Here is an 18,202-nt window from a genome sequence, read left to right as displayed (position 1 = left end):
CTGTATTTCTATTAATGGTTAGCTTACTATTGGTAACGTTATTCATCGCTGCATGGTTCGGCAGCGGCTTCCGTTACAACCGTAGGCAGTCGATTTCCTTTACCGGAGTTCCAGATCATGAGAGACCAGTTTCCCTTTGCCGTAGCCCGTGTAACCCGGCGCTGGCGCAAGCTCCTCGACGAGCGCCTGAAAGATCTGGGTGTCACCCAGGCTCGCTGGACCACCATGGTCTACCTGCAGAAAGGCGGTGAGGGACTAACCCAGCGTGAGCTTGCCCGCCTGATGGCCATTGAAAATCCGACTCTGGTACGGCTGCTTGACAGCCTGGAGCAGCAAGGCCTGATTGAACGTCGCCCCTGTCCGAACGACCGTCGGGCCCGCCGTCTCCATCTGACGCCGGACGGCACCGAATTCATGAATGTGCTGACGGAGCGAGCTGCCAAATTGCGCGAAGAAATGCTGGAAGGTATCAGCGACGAGGAAATCGAGGGTGCTGTGGCGGTCTTCTACAAGATCATGGAGAACGCTGAGCGCCAGAAATAACCGTGTTGGTCCGGATGGAGGGTTACTGGTCTGAGTGATAACACGGTTGAGGGGCTGAAAGCCCGGTATGGTGAGCGCTGGCGCTGGCTGGCGGTGGCCACGGTGATGCTGGGCACCATGGCGACCGTGCTCAGCGCTACGGTTGTCAACGTTGCCCTTCATGACATCATGGTGGAGTTCGGCATCCGCCAGGGCCAGGTTCACTGGCTGGCTACCGGATTCATTGCCGCCATGACCACCACCATGCTGGCCTCATCGTGGTTGCTGGATCACTTTGGTGTACGCAAGACGCTGGCTACGGCGATGTTGCTGTTCACGGTGATTTCACTGCTCGGCGGTTTTGCCACCTCTCCGGAACAACTGATTGCTGCGCGTATTGGTCAGGGGGCCATGGCCGGCCTGATGCAGCCCATGGGCATGTATCTCGTGTTCCGGATCTTCCCCCGCAACCGTCGCGGTCAAGCCATGGGTATCTATGGCATGGGTGTTATTCTGGCACCGGCCCTGGGGCCGGTGCTGGGGGGCTTTCTGGTGGACCAGCTGAGCTGGCGGTACGTGATGTTTGCACCGGTGCCGGTTACCCTTGCAGGCATAGTCATGTGCTGGCGCTTCCTGCCGTTGCCGGTCTCCCGCCCGGAGCCCTACCGCTTTGACCTGCCCGGCTTTGTGCTGCTGGGAGCCACCATCGGATTGTCACTGGATACCCTGAACCGGTTACAACAGCTCTCCGGCCAGGAAATGCGCATACTGGTTGAGGGTTCGCTGACACTGATCCTGCTGGCCGTGTTTGTAGTGCGGGAGCGCAGGGCCCTTCATCCACTGGTCAATATTGGCCTGTTGCGTAACTCCAGCTTTGTTTATGCCAACCTTGGTGCCATGGCGCTGGGGCTTGCGCTGTTTGGCTCTACCTATCTTGTGCCGCTGTTCGTCCAGACTTCCCTCGGCTTCTCTGCAACCCAGGCAGGCCTGCTGATGCTGCCGGCGGGTATTGTACTGGGTATGACGTTTCCACTGGCCGGCCGACTGGCGGACCGGTTGAGTGCCCGCAAACTGGTGATCTTCGGTATTACACTGTTCGCCGCTTCCGCTGTACTGTTTGCACTGTCTGATCTGGATCTGGCCTTTGGCTGGCTCGCACTGTGGACGATACTGGGGCGCATCGGTATCGGCTTTATGCTGCCTGCGCTTTCAACCGGCGCGCTGAATCCGCTGGCCCCGGAACAGCTGGGTGCCGGTTCCAGCACCATCAACTTTACCCGCCAGCTTGGTGGTGCTTTTGGCGTAAATATAGTGGCGCTGACCATTGAGTTCGGTGATCACAGTGGCGGCGTGCCCACGATCGACGCCTTCCATTCCGCGTGGTGGCTGGTGGCTGTTTTCGTGGCGGTGGCGGCGATACCGGTATGGAAAATGCGGGTATAGTTGTCATTTCCCCGGCAATTGATTAACATTTTCGCACTCTTCAGGGGAGTAGCCTCCGTGCCGGAGCGGGATTCATGGTGCGGATGGTAGTCAACATACTTGGAGCTCAATCTCCGTGGCTATCATGTTTCACCCGGGCAATGGTGAAACTGGCAAGACCTGAGGCAGTTGCACCTCCCAGGGCGGAAGGTGGGCTGTCTCATGTCTGTATGTCCGCCCCGGAGTTTTTCATGGACGCTTTTCTTGCCTCGACACTTGCGGTTGCTGTTGCCGAAATTGGCGACAAGACGCAGTTGCTGTCTCTTTTCCTTGTTGCACGATACGCCAGCCGTCTGCCCATCATTCTGGGCATATTTGTTGCCACAATACTGAATCATGCCCTGTCGGCCCTGCTGGGAGCCTGGATAGCGGAATGGATACCTGAGGCATGGCTGCCGTGGATTCTGGCCGTCAGTTTTGTCGCTATTGCCTTCTGGCTGCTGGTTCCGGACAAGGATGACAGTGATGATTCCGCATTTCTGGGCATGGGGGCTTTCATGGCGACCACTGTGATGTTCTTCCTGGCGGAGATTGGTGATAAAACCCAGATAGCGACGGTGGTTCTGGCGGCCCGGTATACCGAGACCTTCTGGGTGATCATGGGTACCACCGTTGGTATGCTTTTGGCCAATATACCGGTTATCATGGCTGGTAAATGGCTTATGGACCGGCTGCCACTGGCAACGGCCCGAATCGGGGCAAGCGTTCTGTTCGTGGTTCTGGCGGTTGTTACCCTGTGGGCCGCGGTGATGTCGGTTTGAACCGGCGTGTCAGTAACCTGAGGTGCCGGATTCCGGATCTGAAACTTATGTATCGTAAACATTGCAATGGCATGATCGTCTTCTGGCTGGCACTGCTGCTGGCTAGCCCGCTGTATGCAGAACCCGAGCGGCAGGCCAGCGGCATGGAGCTCAGCGCCGAACAGTCCGGGGATGAGGACGCCGACAAGCCCCGTGTGCCGACCTTTGCCATTGAGGGCGACCTGGCGGGGGAGCTGTCCGTCATTTCGACCCGCTACGAAGATACGTTCGCCGCGATCGGCAATCGTGACAGCCTTGGATACCTCGAGCTGGTGAAAGCCAATCCGGGCGTCGACCCCTGGCTGCCCGGTGAAGGCACCCGTATCACCGTGCCCCGTCACTATGTGCTGCCCGATGTCAAGCGTGAGGGCATCGTCATCAATCTGGCCGAGTACCGGTTGTACTATTTCACCAGGGACGGCGTGCAGGTTTATCCGGTGGGTGTAGGTACCGAAGACAACCCCTCGCCGCTGACCGACGCAGAGGTCACCATGCCGCTGGAGTCACCCGCCTGGTACCCGCCTGCAAGTATTCGTGCCGAGTACGAGGCAGACGGCGACTACCTTCCGCGAATGATTCCACCCGGCCCTGACAACCCGCTCGGAAGCCACGCGCTGATGCTGAGTGAGAAAGGTTACCTGATTCACGGCACCAACAAGCTGTTTGGTGTGGGCATGCAGGTCAGCCACGGTTGCTTCCGCATGTATAACGAGGACATCTCCCGCTTCGTATACGAAGTCAGCAAGGGCACACCGGTACGGGTAATCCGGGAGCCGGTGAAGATAGGGCTTAAAGGTAATGAGGTCTGGATGGAAGTACACCGTCCGGAAGAGGAGTACAGCAAGCAGGATCGCGACAGGCTCTGGCGCGAAGTGTCAACGGCCGTCGAAGAATTCCGCGGCAAGGTGCCGGGGGTGGAAGTTCAAAGGATGTCTATCGAGCTGGCCGTGGATCAGGCCGACGGGCTTCCACGGATGATTGGCGAAAGGGTTACCCGTGTGGCCAATGAAACCGCGGAGCAATTGCATAACACCCCGGATGGTGAGGATGGCAGGGAACAACAGCTCTGGTTCTGAACCTGCTCTGCCGCTTTAAGGAGAAGCAATGACCAGCACGATACTGATTACCGGTGCCAGTTCCGGCCTGGGTGAAGGCATGGCTCGGGAGTTTGCGGGCCGGGGCAACAACCTGGCCCTGTGTGCCCGTCGCACGGAGCGATTGGATGAGTTGCGGGACGAGCTGCTTCAGAGGCACCCGCATCTTGCCATCAGTGTGCGGGCCCTGGATGTAAACGATCACGACCAGGTGTTTGAGGTCTTCCGCGAATTTGCTGCGGAGTCCGGCTCGCTCGACCGTATTATCGTCAACGCGGGTATTGGCAAAGGGCAACCTCTGGGCACCGGCAAGTTCCTCGCCAATAAACAGACAGCCGAAACCAATTTTGTCTCTGCGCTGGCACAGATGGAAGCCGCCATGGAAATCTTCCGGGCGCAGAACCGCGGGCACCTTGTGGTCGTATCTTCTGTATCTGCGGTTCGGGGTATGCCGAAAAATATCACTACGTATGCGGCTACCAAAGCGGGGCTGGCCTCACTGGCGGAAGGGTTGCGGGTGGAGTTGGTCAAGGCCCGCTCACCAATACGTGTGTCTACCCTCTATCCCGGCTATATTCGTACCGAGATAAATGAAAAAGTAAAAAGTGCGCCGTTTATTGTGGACGCTGCCACCGGTTGCAAGGCAATGGTCCGTGCCATTGAGTCCGGCAAAGCCGAATGCTTTGTCCCTTCGTGGCCCTGGCGACCGATCAGCTTTCTGATGAGGAGGTTGCCGGTCGCGGCACTGGCCCGTCTGTTCTGATTCGACACGCGGATTCGGGGAGAAGTAATGAACGCGAACCGAGCCACCCGATCAAACCATCCCGGCCGCCTGAAGTGGTGGCTGGCTATCTTCCTGTTGGGCCTTGCACTGGCACTTGGCTCGCTTACCCACACCGTGCTCGCACAGCAGGAAGAAGACACTCCCACCGGAATTGTACTCTCGATAGAAGGCGCCATCGGCCCTGCTACCATGGATTATGTGGTACGGGGTATTCGTCGTGCCGAATCTGAAGATGCCGGTCTGCTGATTATCCAGATGGATACCCCGGGTGGCCTGATGGATTCCATGCGTGGCATCATCAAGGAAATCCTGTCCTCCGAGGTGCCTGTCGTTACCTGGGTATCCCCTGCCGGGGCTCGCGCTGCCAGTGCCGGTACGTACATACTGTACGGTAGCCACGTGGCCGCCATGGCGCCGGCAACCCACCTGGGGTCAGCAACCCCGGTGCAGATGGGTGGCCTGCCTGGTTCGGAGGAACCCGAGCAACAGGAAGAGGATGGCGGTTCTGAAGACGGCCAGAAGCAGGAGGGTGAAGAGGAGGCATCGGATAGTGAGTCCGGGTCTGAGAAACGGCGTGGCAGCTCGGCGATGGAGCGCAAGGTTCTTGAGGACGCTGTGAGCTATATTCGCGGGCTGGCGGAACGTCACGGCCGCAATGCTGACTGGGCGGAGGAGGCCGTGAGAGAGGCAGTCAACCTGGGTGCTACCGAAGCTCTGGAAAAGAACGTGGTGGAGGTAGTTGCCGATAATATGGACAGTCTGCTGGAGCAGCTGGACGGTCGTACGGTAAAGATGGCCGACGGTGAAAGAACGTTGGCCACCGCCAATATGCAGCTGACTCGCGCCGACCCGGACTGGCGTACCCGATTGCTGTCGGTAATCACCGATCCGAACGTAGCCTATTTCCTGATGATCATCGGGTTTTACGGCATCATCTTTGAGCTGTCCAATCCGGGCGCTGTCTTCCCGGGCGTGATCGGCGCCATCTGTCTCATCCTCGCACTGTTTGCCTTCCAGGTGCTCTCCGTCAACTACGCTGGCCTTGCGCTGATTCTGCTCGGACTGGCCTTTATCGTGGGTGAGGCCTTCATGCCCAGCTTTGGCATATTGGGGGTAGGAGGTATCGTTGCCTTCGTGACCGGTTCCATCATTCTTATGGACGGCAGCCACCAGGATATTTCCCTGCCTACGATCGGGGGTACAGCGCTGGTTGCCGCCGGGTTTATGCTGTGGACAGTGATCCGCTTTATTGGTCTCCGCCGGAAACATCCTGTCAGCGGCACTGAGCAGATCGTCCATGAGCGGGCAACCGCGCTGGATGACTTCCAGGAACAGGACGGCCAGTACAGGGGGCACGCCCGCCTGAGCGGCGAACGCTGGAACGCGTTAAGCCAGGCCCCTGTCCGGGCCGGAGACAGGCTGCACGTATCAAGTATCGAAGGGTTGACAGTCCATGTTGAACCCGAGGAAACCAAGGAGACGTTATGAATATTACCGATCTGATTCCCTATATTGCACCGGCAGTGGTGCTGTTGCTGATTCTTGGATCGGCCATCAAGATCCTGCCGGAATACGAACGTGGTGTGGTGTTTTTCCTGGGACGCTTTCAGGGCGTGAAAGGTCCGGGCCTGATCATTGTTATTCCCGGCATTCAACAGATCGTGCGAGTCGATCTGCGGGTTATCACCCTTGACGTGCCAAGCCAGGACGTAATCTCCAAGGACAACGTCACGGTCAGGGTCAACGCTGTGTTGTATTTCCGCGTGGTCGACCCGGAGCGGGCCATTATTCGGGTGGAAGATTTCGGCTCGGCTACCAGCCAGCTGGCCCAGACCACACTGCGCTCAGTGTTGGGCAAGCATGATCTGGACGAAATGCTTTCCGAGCGGGACAAGCTCAATTCTGACATTCAGGAGATCATTGATTCCCAGACGGAAGAGTGGGGTATCAAAGTTGCCAACGTTGAAATCAAGCATGTTGACCTGAATGAATCCATGATCCGTGCCATCGCGCGTCAGGCTGAGGCGGAACGTGAACGTCGCGCCAAGGTTATCCACGCCGAGGGCGAATTGCAGGCATCGAAAAAACTGGTGGAGGCTGCGGAAGTGATGTCTACCGACTCCGGGGCCATGCAGTTACGCTACATGCAGACCCTTGCGGATATGAGCACTAACAACAGTTCTACAATCGTGTTCCCGCTGCCGATGGAGATGATGTCTTCCTTTATGAGCAAGCCTGCCCCCAAGGCGCCGAAGAAAGATGACGAGGAAACCTGACGAGGCAGAATATCACAGGCACAAAAAAGGCCGGGGTATCCCGGCCTTTTTTTATTACTACGTAACAGCCTTACTTCTGGCTGGCACGCTCGAGCATGCGCTTGGCGCGCTCGTTGGCTTCGTCCGCGGACTTTTGTGCAGCCTTGGCAGCAGCAAGAGCCTCGTTAGCAGTTTCCTGAGCGGAACTGGCTGCACTGTTAGCGCTATTAGCGGTGTTCAGTGCATTGTCAGCAGTCTGCTCTGCAGAAGAAGCAGTTGCATTCGCATCATCAATGGCGCCTTCGTCTGTGGTCGCACAACCTGCGGTCAGTGCGGCGGCCATTGCAAACCCTGCGATCGTCAGTTTACGCATTGTAAATCCCCTTGTTAGTCGTTTTGGTTCCTGCGTTCCAGAAGTCGTTGGTGCAGACATTCTGTCAAATCGGGGCCGATAGCGCTTGCTGCTAACGGCGTCGTTAAACAGTGTAAAACACTCTAGCCGGAAATGTTAACTAAGGATACGTAAAAGTTCCCGGGTTATGACAACAACTTAATTTTGCAGTAGCTTATTACGCCAGATTGCCAGGGGCAGATCAACGACTTCAGGGAACGATCTTGATGGGGGTGCCGTCGGCGACCAGTTGCCAGATTTCGTCCATTTCTTCATTACTGACGGCAATGCAGCCATCTGTCCAGTCCAGCCCCAGGAAAGCAAACGCCATGTCACCGGCATCGTTGGGCAGGCCGTGGATCATAATGCTGCCTCCGGGGTCCAGCCCCCAGGCTGAAGCCTGCTCGCGGTCCTGCTTGTTCGGATAGGAGATGTGAATGGATTTGTAGAAGTCACTGTCGGGATTGCGCCAGTCCAGCACGTATTCTCCCTCAGGCGTGCGTTTGTCGCCTTCATAGAGCTTGTGGCCGGAAGGGTTGTCGCCAAGCCCGATGCGATAGCTACGAACTACCTGCTCGCCGGACAGAAGATATAGCCGCCGCTCCTCTTTGCGAACCAGTACCTCGCTCACTTCCGGTGCTTCAGCCATGGCGCCCATTGGCAGCTCTGAGGCTTTCGCCGATGTACCCGCAAGGGTGAACAGGCAGGCCAGGATAGTTGCGCAGGCGGCTATCAGGTGGCTGTTCGTTGTGGTGTTGCTTCGCAACAAAGTCTTCAATGGCATAAGCGAGTCAATCATTACTATTGGTACACTTTATAGCACATGAGTTTTGTTTATCGAACCAATGTTTTGACGTGATTTTGTTAAAGATTTTTATTGGTTGTCCATTTTCAGGCCCACCTTTGTCACTCTGTCGGCCTCAGTCGCCCGGGCCACCAGCGTAACTGGCCCCAGTGTCACCTTGTCTCCCACTACCGGGTGCCCCTTGGTCCGGCGGGCAAAACACTCGGCCAGTGATAGCTCTGGCGGCAGTTCATCAAACTCGATCCCGTAGACCTGTTCCACATCACCCAGCAAAGCATCGCCGTTGAGTACGAAATCACCAAAAAATGCCCGCTCTGCGAGGTACCGGGGCGCATGCCGACCACTCAGAGCCTTGCCCAGTTCCGGCAGCACAGCAGGTGTGGCAAACATCGCGATCACGTCTCCGGCCGATACCTCCATGTCCGGGCTGGGTTGATGGCAGGTACGTTTGCGGAAGACGCCAGCAATGGCGGTATTTTCAGGAAGGCGAAGCTGGCCCAGGGGCCTTGGTGTTTCCCAGACCTCCCCCTTCAGTGGAAAGAGCATCAATTCATGATCTCCGGCGGCCGGGACGTCCAGCGGCAAACGGCGATACGGGTCTTCTCCGGCAGGTACCTCAAGCCGTAACTTCCTTGCCAGCGGTGCCATGGTGGTGCCCTGGACCACCAGCGACACAAGTACGATGAAAAAGGCCACGTGGAATATCAGCTGGGCTTGGGGGATGTCTGCGATGATGGGGAACAACGCCAGTACAATCGGCACGGCGCCCCGCAGGCCGACCCAACTGATAAACCCAAGCTCCCGTCGGTTGAATCCGAATGGCCACAGCGTAACCATAACCGTAGCTGGCCGGATCAGGAAAATGAGCGCAAAGGCGAGAATCAGTCCGCCACCGGCTAGGGGAAGTAGTTCAGAGGGGGCAACCAACAGGCCGAGCATCAGGAACAGGCAAAGCTGGGCGAGCCAGGCCAGGCCGTCGTGGACCTGAAGAATCATCGGCATCATACGTACCGGCCGGTTACCAATCACCACCCCGGTCAGGTAGATCGCCAGGAAGCCACTGCCGCCCAGGGCATTGGTACCGGAAAACACCATGATACCGGCCGCGACCACCAGCAATGGATACAGCGACGGCGTCAGCCTGATGCGGTTCGCCATTTCCACCACAATGAAGCCACCGGCCACTCCCACGGCACTGCCGATGCCGAACTGTTTTACCAGCATCACCAGTGCCATCCAGCCTTCGGATGCGCCACCGGCTTCAATCATGGTGACCAGCATCAGGGTCAGGAATATCGCCATCGGGTCGTTACTGCCCGACTCGATTTCCAGGGTGGCGCTGACCCGCTCGTTCAGGTGAAGGCCCCGTCCCTGAAGCAGTGAAAACACGGCGGCCGCGTCCGTGGAGGAGATGATGGCACCGATCAGCAGAGCTGTCAGCCAGTGCAGATCAAATACCCACCAGGCCACAAGTCCTGCTCCGGCAGCGGTCAAAAACACACCGAACGTCGCCAGAATCACGGCCGGACGCAACCCCACCCGGAAGGTTTCCGCCCGTGTGCGCATACCGCCGTCCAGCAGAATCACACCCAGCGCAAGGTTGGCTATCAGAAAAGCCAGCTCGAAATCGTCAAACAACAGGCCACCGGGGCCGTCCTCTCCCATCATCATGCCGACAACAAGAAAAATCAGCAGTACTGGCATGCCCAGCCTGCTGGACAGCGGTATGAGCATGATGCTGACAACCAGCATCAGCGCACCGATCAGGGTGAGAATCGGGTCCATTCATGCTCCGGTTCGGGAATAGACTTTGATAATAACAGCTAGAGGTTCTGTGTCAGTGTAGTTTCAGGCGTGGATGCATGGCCCGTGTTAACCGGTCCAGAAACCAGATAATGCTGGTGCGCAGAGCGCCATGCAGGGCAACCTGGTGCATCCGGTACAGGGAAAGGTAGAACAGGCGTGCTACCTTGCCTTCAATATACATGCTGCGGCCGGACAGGTTGCCCATCAAATTGCCTACTGTGGTGTAGCGGCTGAAATTGATCAGCGAGCCATGGTCGTTGTAGACAAAAAGCACGGCGTCCTCGCCTTCCAGGCGATTACGGAGCGTTTTGAACAGTACATCCGCCTGCTGGTGTGCGGCTTGTGCTCGTGGCGGCACCGGCCGATCTGAATCCGGCTGGGGGCATTCGGCACAGTCACCAAACGCAAAGATATCCGGATCAATGGTGGATTCGAGGGTTTGCCTGACCTTTATCTGGTTGCTGCGGTTGGTCTCCAGCCCGTTCAGGTCCGAGAGGAATTCAGGTGCCTTGATGCCCGCCGCCCATATGGTCATCTCGGACGCAAGCTCGGTACCGTCCTTCATGACCAGGGTGCCGTCGCGGATTTCGCTGACCGGCTGGCCGGTCATTACCCTGACGTTCTGGTGTTCCAGTTCACCGGTTGCCGCAGACGAGAGCCGTGGCGGGAGCGCGGGCAGAATGCGGTCCGCTGCTTCAATAACGGTAATGGAAACATCTTCCGGCCGCAGGTGATTCATGCCGTAAACCGGCAGTTCCCGGGAAGCCAGGCGTAGTTCGGCAGCCAGTTCCACACCGGTAGCACCGGCACCGATAATGGTGATGGGCAGTTCGTGGCTATTGCCCGAGTGGGCGTCATGATTCTTTCGCAAAAAGGCATTGAGCATCAGGTTGTGGAATCGCCTGGCCTGATTCAGGCTGTCCAGGAACAGGCAGTGTTCCTGGGCGCCGGGGGTTCCGAAATCATTGGCATTGCTGCCAACGGCAATAACCAGTGTGTCGTATCCGATACGTCGCTCCGGCACAACTTCCTGCCCTTCTCCATCACGAAAGGGCGCAATGACGACTTCCTTTGCATCGCGATCCAGCCCGCTCATCCGGCCTAGCTGGAACTCGTAGTGGTGCTTGCGGGCATGGGCCCGGTAATTGATTTCGTTGGCGCTGGCATCCAGGGAGCCGGAAGCCACTTCGTGAAGCAGCGGTTTCCAGACATGGGTCAGGCCGGAGTCCACAAGAGTGATGCGAGCCTTGTGTTTCTTTCCAAGTTTGTTGCCAAGGCGGGTGACCAGCTCAAGGCCGCCCGCTCCGCCGCCAACGACGACAATGTGGTGCAGGTTTTCCATGACAGTGTTTTCCCAGGGCCCCCGGAGGGAGCAGTTCAGATTCAGTGGCGGACGCGGTAATGGTCGAGAATAGCCGCCATGTCGTCGGCAAGCCCGGTGACGTGTTCCGGATCAACGTCCCGCTGTGCAAAGGAGCGGAGGCCGATCAGCTGGGCCTGCAACAGCCTGGCCAGCCGTGCACAGTCAGTATCGGGAACCAGTTCGCCCTGTCCTTTTGCCTGCTGCAGAAGCTCCGTGAACGAATCTTCTATGGCGTTGAGGATCGTATTCGCCTCATCTGCCATGGCCGCGTTGGTGTTGCTGGCTTCCAGCAGGGTTTTTACGATCATGCAGGCCCGGGAAGGGGTTTCTTCGCCCGGTCTCGACTGCCGTGCTGTACGCCGCAGATATTCCTGTAGCCCGCCAAGCACAGATGTATGTCCGGCCAGATGCTCGCGAAGTTCAGTGCCACCCCGCTGTGCGTAGGAGGTCAGTGCCTCTCTGAACAATCCGTCCTTGCTGCCGAAGGTGGCGTAGATGCTCCCCGGGCGCATATCCAGGGCCTCTTCGATCTGCTTCATGGAGGCGCCTGCGTAGCCTTTCTCCCAGAACAGATTCATCGCCTTTTCAAGGGCGGTTTGTCGATCGTAGCGAGCGTTTCTGGCCATTGGTACCTACCCACTTGCGGTGGTTGAAATATATCCGATTATAACTTGAGTGGCTGTTCAAAAACAGACAGGGTGAACATGTGATTGAGCATTTACTCAAAAATAATCACGGAGGTTCACCCTATGTCAGATTTCCCAACTCACGATGTTGAGTCCGCACCGGAAAAATCGAAGCCTCTTCTGGAAAATTCACTGAAGGGCTTTGGCATGATTCCGGGACTTCACGCAGTTATGGCGGAAGCGCCTGGTGTTCTCGAGGCCTATCAGAAACTGCATCAGCTTGTGCTGGACAGCAGCTTTGACAATGATGAAAAAACGGTCGTCTGGCAGACCATCAACGTTGAAAATGCCTGTCATTATTGCGTACCTGCCCACACGGGTATCGCCAGGATGATGGAAGTATCCGACGACATCACCAATGCACTGCGGGACGAAGCGCCTCTGCCCAATGACAAGCTGGAAGCCCTGAGAACCTTCACCCTTGCCGTGATGAACAAGAACGGCACCGCGGATGCGGCTCAGCCTGCATCCGTGGCCAGTATATTGGCCTGCTGCTCACGTTTCTTCTGCAACCGCTTGTCCACGCACTGGTCCTCGTCTTTCAGAATCACTACACACTCAAGGCATTGGATACACTCGTCGTAGTCAATGCGACCGTCCTTGTGTATGGCATTGATGCCGCAGCTGTTCTTGCAGTGTTGGCAGGGTTTGCCGCAAAGCTCCACGCGATCCAGCCAGCTGAAAAGCCGCAGCCTGCCCAAAACTGCAAGTCCCGCTCCCAGCGGGCACAGGTAGCGGCAGTAAAATTTGTGGATGAACATACCAATGACCAGCAGACCTACGGCATAGACCACAAAGGGCCAGGAGCGCACAAAGAACAGTGTGATACTGGTTTTGAACGGCTCCACTTCCACCAGTTTTTCCGCGAGTTCCAGTGAGTAGAAAGCCGTGCCCACCAGCACCAAAAGGATCGGATATTTCATCAGGATCAGCCGCCGGTGCCATTTCTCCGACACTTTCACCTGCCGGAATTTCAGTTTTTCACCCAGCCAGGCGGCCATTTCCTGCAGTGCGCCAAAGGGGCACAGCCAGCCGCAGAACAACCCTCTGCCCCAGATGAACAGGGTGATGAAGGTGTAGGTCCACAGAATGAACAGCACCGGGTCCATCAGGAACACGTTCAGGGAGAAGCCGTCCCAGATGGCCAGGAAAAGGGTGTAGATATTCACTACAGAAAGCTGCCCCTGGATGTAGAAACCGATATAGAACAGGGTGAAGAACAGGAACCCCCAGCGAAAACGGCGCACAAGCTTTGGATAGCGGCTCAGGGTGCGCTGGCGGGCAAAAAATACGGTCAGAATGGTGAGGCTGGCCACCAGTATCGAGATGGTCAGCCAGCGTTCTTTCCAGAGCCCGATCCATACCGGCTGGCGGGTGTCTTCCGGTCGTGGGGCAACTTCGACGGTCTCGAACAGTTCGTCAGAAAAGGCTACAGGAATATCGAGTTCGGTGCTGTCTGCCACCAGATGGTTCTTGCGCAGGGCCACACTCATTTTCAGGGTCGCTCCCGCGCCGGGGTTGTAACCGGCATTGCCGCCAACCCGGAACAGGGTTTTCATGTCCACATCCGGCATGCCATCGGCGTTGAAGCGGATGTTCTGGTCAAACACGTTGATATCACGGATCTCAACCGAGAGGTTATTCTGCTGTAATCCGAGCCGGTCAGGAGAACTGCCGGGGGTGAAGTCGTCGGACAGGTGGGGATAGAGCCCCCTGGACATGACGGCCATGATCTGCGCGTCCGGCCCGATGCGTGCTTTCAGCTGCGAAAAGCCCTCATCCCCGAGCAGGTTGCGACCAACCATGGGTGAATTGATATAACCGAAAAACAGTTCGGTGAAAGGCTCATCAGGCTCTGGTTGCGGCATCTCGGGATAGTCGGAGAGGGGGCGCCCAGTCCTTCGCTCGAATTCGTCCGGGCTGAGACGAAAATGGCCGATGTACCCGCGCTCAACAAGTTCTGACCAGGACAGGGGTTGGTAAAAGTTTGACCGGGCACGGGTGGGTGCTTCCTGGGAGAATCCCTCCAGTTTTTCCCGCGCCACCTTCAGGGCAGAGGACAGAATCGTGTCGTTAATGATCAGCACGGAGACTGTCGCCTTGCTCACCCCGTCAAAAACCGCCACATTGCCCTCCGAATCCCTGGCGGAGCGTTTGCCGGAAGTGCTGACAATAATCTGTTCCTTCAGCGATCGGTCCTCATATTGTTTGACGAAATCAAACAGGACCTCTTCACCAAGTCCATACTCAAACACAGGCTCGTTATGCTTGAGGATGCGTACACCGGTAAAGCGGCCGCGGGTATCCAGTCCGACCAGCATGCTGATGGGTTTGCCGGCGAATCCCTGAAGCCGGCTCAGATCCAGGGATTCGTAGGCGTAGCCAAGCAACTCCTGGAGCTGGTAAACGGGATAGACCGGGTAATCCGGTAACTTGTCCCGGATTTCCGTGGCCTTGGGAAACAGTTCCTGGATCAGCGCCCGCTTTTCATCGTCCAGCGCGCCGTGGGCCGCCGGGAAAAAGAAGCAGACAATGACCAACAGCAGCGACAGCCGCCCGGGCATGGCATATCTCCAGAGTCTTGTTGTTGTTGGTTCTATCAATGCTAGAGATTTGCATGTGCCGCACAATGCTACCTGCGGGCCGTGCGTCTGCTACTTTGTGAGGAGAAATGGCGGAGGGTTATTTCCGGATCTGGCCATTCAGGTAAGGCGTATTACCCTTGCCATCAGTCGGCGCCAGTCGATGGGCAGGCTCTTTTCCAGCGCGACCAGTGCGGGGTCTCTGGCATGCATGGTTTCGAAGGGACGCTTGCTGGCAAAAATCACCGTATTGTTGGTTTTGCTCTTGAACAGCAGCAGTACTGCAAATTCAGCGCGGAGCTGCCGGAACAGCGGCCCGTTGATATCCGGCGTGCGGTGATAGTTGATTGAAAGCCAGCCGCCATCGCTGAGAACCCGGCTGGATTGTCTGATAAACTCCCGCTGGGCCTGCGCGGGGCTCATGCGTTCCGAGTTGTACATGTCCGCCAGGATCAGGTGGGTGCTGTGGTCAGGCATCCTGCCCAGCGCATCCCGGGCATCGCTGACAGTCACTGTCAGGTTTGCGGAATCCGGCAGGCTGAAATACTCCCGGGCCACCTGCAGTACACTGCTGCGCAGTTCCACGGCATGGATCTGGCATTCGGGCAGCAGGTGCAGCAGTGCGCTGGCCATCACGCCGCCGCCCAGACCCAGAACGGTTACGTGGGATGGCTGTGCGTAGGCAACCGGTAACAGCATCGCGCGGCTGTATTCATGAACGGGAAGATGGGGCTTGCGGCGGTCTATCTTGCTCTGTTCAAACACCGAATCAAAGGTCATAACCCGATGTTTGCGATAGTCGATCACCAGAATGCCACCGAGCGCGTCCCGGGTGTAATGGATAATCTCGCCCTTCACGGTGGCTTTCCTCGTCTGATCGCTGCGCCGCTATTCTGGGCATTTGCTAGACGGTTCTCAAGCGTGATTCACTTGCCGGGGCTCGCCTTGTCATGAGTACAGATGCCTTTAACGCCCTGGCCTGCCCCCTCGATGGCAATCCGCTCGCTCCTTTCGGGGCTTGCTGGCGCTGTCCTTCCGGTCATAGTTTCGACGTTGCCCGCCAGGGCTATCTGCATCTGTTACCGGTGCAGAAAAAACGCTCGCTGGACCCCGGCGACAGCAAGGAAATGGTGGCGGCCCGCCAGCGTTTCCTGAACGCAGGTTACTACCGTCCCATTGCAGAGGTGGTAAATGCGGCTGTGCTTCAGAGTGCAGCCGATGAACCCCGCACCCTGTCCGGACTGGATGCGGGTTGCGGCGAAGGTTACTACCTGCGGGAACTTGCAGCAGCAGATACCGGCGCCAAGCTTGCGTTGATGGGACTCGATATTTCCAAATGGGCGACCCTTGCGGCGGCAAAGCAGGACAAACGCCCGCGTTGGGTGGTGGGCAGCAATGCCAACCTTCCGGTCCTGCCTGGTGCGCTGGATTTTGTCATCTGCCTGTTCGGTTTTCCCGTCCACGGTGAATTCGCGCGGGTACTGAAACGCGGAGGGATGCTGATTGAAGCGCATGCTGGCCCCAGCCACTTGCGGGAACTGCGGGAGATCATCTACCCGTCATTGAAGCCCGAAAAACTGTCGGCAGCAGAGGCTCCGGAAGATTTCTCCCTGGTGGACGCGAAAACGGTCTGTTACCCACTGACCCTGGATAACCCCGGGGCTATTGCTGACTTACTGGCGATGACACCGCATCTTTACCGGGCGTCGGCAGAGGGAAGAAGCAGGGCTGAAGCACTGACAACACTGACGGTAACCGTTGAGGTGATATTGAGACGCTTCGCCCTGCCCGAAAGCGATGCTATTTATTAAGGCTGTTGACGGCATCCTCCGCGCCAACAGATTTCGCCAGGTCCAGGGCGGACTGGTCACGGGCATCCGTTAAAGATTTATCTGCCCCGCCCTCCAGCAAATGCGCAATTATTTCAACGTCATTCAACCTGGCGGCGACCATAAGCGGGGTCTGCCGCTGCTCATTACGCAGGTTGGGATCCGCGCCGTTTTCAAGCAGCAAACGGGCGGTGTCTGCATGACCGTTGCTGCACGCCAGCATCAGCAGGCTGTCTCCGGTGTTGGTGCGGATATCCACGGGTACACCGGCATTGAGCATCACGCTGAGTGGGCCCGCGCCACCATTGCGGGCCAATTCAAAAAGTCCCTGTGCAAAGGCGATGGCATCTTCATCCTGTTGATTGTCTGGCTCCTGGGGGGTGCCGGGCCTGTTGTTGCTCATGGTCTTCATCTGGTTTCCTAGCATATGGAAACAGACCGTATCATGTTCCTGTCTGACTACGAACCGGGGCTGACTGCGCCATGGATCTGGACAGACCCACAACGCCACTGTTAAAACCGTAGTATGGGCAAGTAAAAACCATCAAAGGTACAGGAGAGCAGGACAGTGAAAATCAAGGTTCGAGGTATTGAAGAGGGCCAGCCGGTGCCGGAGAAGTTTGCATTTGGCGTTTACAGTGAACAGGACCACATGAGCTTTGGCCCCAATCGCAACCCGGAAGTGACCTGGGAAGACGCCCCTGAAGGCACAAAAAGTTTCGTAGTCATGATGTTCGACCCCGACGTACCCAGCATTGCTGATGACGCCAATCAGGAAGGCAAGACGGTATCGAAAGACATTCCACGGGTGGATTTCTTCCACTGGTTGCTGGTGGATGTTCCGGCATCCATTTCCCGCATTCCCGAAGGCGAAGACAGTGACGGCGTGATTCCCAAGGGCAAGGAACCCGGTTCTGGCCCCCTGGGAATCCGCGGCGTGAATAATTTCACCCAGTTCCTGGCAGGCAATCCGGATATGGCCGGCACATACGCCGGTTACGACGGCCCCTGCCCGCCGTGGAACGATGAAATCATTCATCAGTACCACTACGAGGTGCATGCCCTGGATGTAGACAGCCTGGGCCTGGAGGGTGAGTTCGATGGCGCTGCCGTGCGTGAAGCCATGGCGGGCCATGTACTGGCCAGTGACCGGGTAACCGGTACCTATACGCTTAACCCGGACCTGCGTTAATGCCGGCAACTCAATAATGCCGGAATCTCGATGAAAGTACCTTCCGGCTGGCCTTTCAGGTTGGGCCTGGTGGCTGCAGTTGCCGCACTTATGGCGGTGCTGTGGCTGGTTCTGAGGCAAATGGGAATGCCGGCGAGCCTGTCTCCGGATGCCCTGTCAGCGTGGCTGAACGGGCAGGGCATGTGGGGGCCGGTGCTGCTGTTTCTAATGATGGTTCTGGCGGTCGTGGTGGGGCCCATACCGACACTGCCTGTCAGTGCCGCGTCGGGGCTCGCCTTCGGTGTCCTCACGGGCACCCTGCTGGCGGCGACCGGAGCCCTGGCCGGCGCAATGATTGCGTTTTCCATTGCCAGGATACTGGGCCGTGAAGCACTCAAGAGCAAACTGTCGGAAAACCCTGTTTTTGCCTCCGACGGGTCCCAGAAACTGTTGTTCTGGATGGTCCTCCTGACACGTCTGATTCCGCTGTTTTCCTTCGCCCTGATCAGCTACGCCGCTGGTGTAACGGCTATTCATGGGTGGCGTTTTGCGTTGGCATCAATGCTGGGGATGTTGCCGATGACGTTCGTGTTTGCGGGGCTGGGCAATACCTTCGAGTTGAATCCATTGGT

At 57.4% G+C, this 18,202-nt stretch carries 18 protein-coding genes and 1 pseudogene; 11 read left to right on the top strand and 8 right to left on the bottom strand.

The window, feature by feature from the left end; genetic code table 11:
• The first annotated feature begins 117 nt into the window (after positions 1-117).
• The 7 genes from ACESMB_RS07210 to ACESMB_RS07180 all read left to right on the top strand — a co-directional run bounded on the left by ACESMB_RS07210 (position 118) and on the right by ACESMB_RS07180 (position 6,958).
• Entirely contained in the window at positions 118-543 is a 426-nt protein-coding gene (locus ACESMB_RS07210) for a MarR family transcriptional regulator (protein WP_372925805.1), read from the top strand.
• A gap of 30 nt (positions 544-573) precedes the next feature.
• On the top strand, positions 574-1,965 hold the full coding sequence (locus tag ACESMB_RS07205) for an MDR family MFS transporter (RefSeq protein ID WP_372925830.1): 1,392 nt from the start codon (positions 574-576) through the stop codon (positions 1,963-1,965).
• A gap of 230 nt (positions 1,966-2,195) precedes the next feature.
• Positions 2,196-2,765, top strand: coding sequence for a TMEM165/GDT1 family protein (locus ACESMB_RS07200; protein ID WP_372925804.1), 570 nt, complete (start codon positions 2,196-2,198; stop codon positions 2,763-2,765).
• 47 nt (positions 2,766-2,812) lie between these two features.
• On the top strand, positions 2,813-3,880 hold the full coding sequence (locus tag ACESMB_RS07195; RefSeq protein ID WP_372971208.1) for a L,D-transpeptidase family protein: 1,068 nt from the start codon (positions 2,813-2,815) through the stop codon (positions 3,878-3,880).
• Between the two features lie 28 nt (positions 3,881-3,908).
• Positions 3,909-4,661 (top strand): SDR family oxidoreductase, encoded by a 753-nt coding sequence (locus tag ACESMB_RS07190; RefSeq protein ID WP_372971207.1) that lies wholly within the window; start codon positions 3,909-3,911, stop codon positions 4,659-4,661.
• Positions 4,662-4,688: 27 nt separating this feature from the next.
• Complete coding sequence (locus ACESMB_RS07185) at positions 4,689-6,170, top strand: NfeD family protein (protein ID WP_372925801.1); 1,482 nt, start codon at positions 4,689-4,691, stop codon at positions 6,168-6,170.
• Positions 6,167-6,958 carry a slipin family protein gene (locus ACESMB_RS07180; protein WP_372925800.1) on the top strand — a complete coding sequence of 264 codons (792 nt, stop codon included), beginning with the start codon at positions 6,167-6,169 and terminating at the stop codon, positions 6,956-6,958. The genes ACESMB_RS07185 and ACESMB_RS07180 overlap by 4 nt, the downstream gene beginning before the upstream one ends.
• A gap of 70 nt (positions 6,959-7,028) precedes the next feature.
• Here the strand turns inward: ACESMB_RS07180 and ACESMB_RS07175 are convergent, their stop codons facing one another.
• The 5 genes from ACESMB_RS07175 to ACESMB_RS07155 form a co-directional block, all read right to left on the bottom strand.
• Positions 7,029-7,310, bottom strand: a complete 282-nt coding sequence (locus tag ACESMB_RS07175) for an Lpp/OprI family alanine-zipper lipoprotein (RefSeq protein ID WP_372925799.1) — start codon at positions 7,308-7,310, stop codon at positions 7,029-7,031.
• A gap of 229 nt (positions 7,311-7,539) precedes the next feature.
• Positions 7,540-8,127: a murein L,D-transpeptidase family protein gene (locus tag ACESMB_RS07170; protein ID WP_372925798.1), complete on the bottom strand. Its 588-nt coding sequence runs from the start codon at positions 8,125-8,127 to the stop codon at positions 7,540-7,542.
• A gap of 75 nt (positions 8,128-8,202) precedes the next feature.
• Entirely contained in the window at positions 8,203-9,918 is a 1,716-nt protein-coding gene (locus ACESMB_RS07165) for a potassium/proton antiporter (protein ID WP_372925797.1), read from the bottom strand.
• Positions 9,919-9,970: 52 nt separating this feature from the next.
• Complete coding sequence (locus ACESMB_RS07160) at positions 9,971-11,281, bottom strand: NAD(P)/FAD-dependent oxidoreductase (protein ID WP_372971206.1); 1,311 nt, start codon at positions 11,279-11,281, stop codon at positions 9,971-9,973.
• 41 nt (positions 11,282-11,322) lie between these two features.
• Positions 11,323-11,928, bottom strand: a complete 606-nt coding sequence (locus ACESMB_RS07155) for a TetR/AcrR family transcriptional regulator (RefSeq protein ID WP_372925795.1) — start codon at positions 11,926-11,928, stop codon at positions 11,323-11,325.
• A gap of 123 nt (positions 11,929-12,051) precedes the next feature.
• On the opposite strand from ACESMB_RS07155, the gene ACESMB_RS07150 reads away from it, so the two are divergent.
• Positions 12,052-12,573 carry a carboxymuconolactone decarboxylase family protein gene (locus ACESMB_RS07150; protein ID WP_372925794.1) on the top strand — a complete coding sequence of 174 codons (522 nt, stop codon included), beginning with the start codon at positions 12,052-12,054 and terminating at the stop codon, positions 12,571-12,573.
• A gap of 113 nt (positions 12,574-12,686) precedes the next feature.
• Here ACESMB_RS07150 and ACESMB_RS07145 read toward each other — a convergent pair.
• Both ACESMB_RS07145 and ACESMB_RS07140 read right to left on the bottom strand, forming a co-directional pair.
• Positions 12,687-14,552 (bottom strand): annotated as a pseudogene (locus ACESMB_RS07145) (4Fe-4S binding protein); the annotation flags it as partial.
• Positions 14,553-14,690: 138 nt separating this feature from the next.
• Positions 14,691-15,428, bottom strand: coding sequence for a spermidine synthase (locus tag ACESMB_RS07140; RefSeq protein ID WP_372925793.1), 738 nt, complete (start codon positions 15,426-15,428; stop codon positions 14,691-14,693).
• Positions 15,429-15,520: 92 nt separating this feature from the next.
• On the opposite strand from ACESMB_RS07140, the gene ACESMB_RS07135 reads away from it, so the two are divergent.
• A complete protein-coding gene (locus ACESMB_RS07135) occupies positions 15,521-16,381 on the top strand; it encodes a putative RNA methyltransferase (RefSeq protein ID WP_372925792.1) in 861 nt (286 codons plus the stop codon).
• On the opposite strand, the gene ACESMB_RS07130 is transcribed toward ACESMB_RS07135, so the two are convergent.
• The gene (locus tag ACESMB_RS07130; RefSeq protein WP_372971205.1) at positions 16,371-16,811 is read right to left on the bottom strand and encodes an ankyrin repeat domain-containing protein; all 441 of its coding nucleotides are present in this window, start codon (positions 16,809-16,811) and stop codon (positions 16,371-16,373) included. The two genes, ACESMB_RS07135 and ACESMB_RS07130, sit on opposite strands and share 11 nt — an antisense overlap.
• Positions 16,812-16,967: 156 nt before the next feature.
• On the opposite strand from ACESMB_RS07130, the gene ACESMB_RS07125 reads away from it, so the two are divergent.
• Together ACESMB_RS07125 and ACESMB_RS07120 are read left to right on the top strand one after the other, a co-directional pair.
• Complete coding sequence (locus ACESMB_RS07125; RefSeq protein WP_372925790.1) at positions 16,968-17,591, top strand: YbhB/YbcL family Raf kinase inhibitor-like protein; 624 nt, start codon at positions 16,968-16,970, stop codon at positions 17,589-17,591.
• Positions 17,592-17,621: 30 nt separating this feature from the next.
• On the top strand, positions 17,622-18,202 hold a 581-nt coding region (locus ACESMB_RS07120; RefSeq protein WP_372971204.1), incomplete at its 3' end, for a TVP38/TMEM64 family protein.

This window comes from Marinobacter sp., from assembly GCF_041686475.1.
GTDB lineage: Bacteria > Pseudomonadota > Gammaproteobacteria > Pseudomonadales > Oleiphilaceae > Marinobacter.
Note: the sequence above shows the minus strand (reverse complement) of the source record. Positions and strands in the feature narration are given on the sequence as shown.

Coding starts and splice junctions, on each gene's coding strand:
- ACESMB_RS07175 (WP_372925799.1), bottom strand. CDS start 7,310: ATGCGTAAACTGACGATCGCAGGGTTTGCAATGGCCGCCGCACTGACC.
- ACESMB_RS07190 (WP_372971207.1), top strand. CDS start 3,909: ATGACCAGCACGATACTGATTACCGGTGCCAGTTCCGGCCTGGGTGAA.
- ACESMB_RS07165 (WP_372925797.1), bottom strand. CDS start 9,918: ATGGACCCGATTCTCACCCTGATCGGTGCGCTGATGCTGGTTGTCAGC.
- ACESMB_RS07210 (WP_372925805.1), top strand. CDS start 118: ATGAGAGACCAGTTTCCCTTTGCCGTAGCCCGTGTAACCCGGCGCTGG.
- ACESMB_RS07155 (WP_372925795.1), bottom strand. CDS start 11,928: ATGGCCAGAAACGCTCGCTACGATCGACAAACCGCCCTTGAAAAGGCG.
- ACESMB_RS07195 (WP_372971208.1), top strand. CDS start 2,813: ATGTATCGTAAACATTGCAATGGCATGATCGTCTTCTGGCTGGCACTG.
- ACESMB_RS07200 (WP_372925804.1), top strand. CDS start 2,196: ATGGACGCTTTTCTTGCCTCGACACTTGCGGTTGCTGTTGCCGAAATT.
- ACESMB_RS07160 (WP_372971206.1), bottom strand. CDS start 11,281: ATGGAAAACCTGCACCACATTGTCGTCGTTGGCGGCGGAGCGGGCGGC.
- ACESMB_RS07130 (WP_372971205.1), bottom strand. CDS start 16,811: ATGAAGACCATGAGCAACAACAGGCCCGGCACCCCCCAGGAGCCAGAC.
- ACESMB_RS07170 (WP_372925798.1), bottom strand. CDS start 8,127: ATGATTGACTCGCTTATGCCATTGAAGACTTTGTTGCGAAGCAACACC.
- ACESMB_RS07135 (WP_372925792.1), top strand. CDS start 15,521: ATGAGTACAGATGCCTTTAACGCCCTGGCCTGCCCCCTCGATGGCAAT.
- ACESMB_RS07185 (WP_372925801.1), top strand. CDS start 4,689: ATGAACGCGAACCGAGCCACCCGATCAAACCATCCCGGCCGCCTGAAG.
- ACESMB_RS07180 (WP_372925800.1), top strand. CDS start 6,167: ATGAATATTACCGATCTGATTCCCTATATTGCACCGGCAGTGGTGCTG.
- ACESMB_RS07150 (WP_372925794.1), top strand. CDS start 12,052: ATGTCAGATTTCCCAACTCACGATGTTGAGTCCGCACCGGAAAAATCG.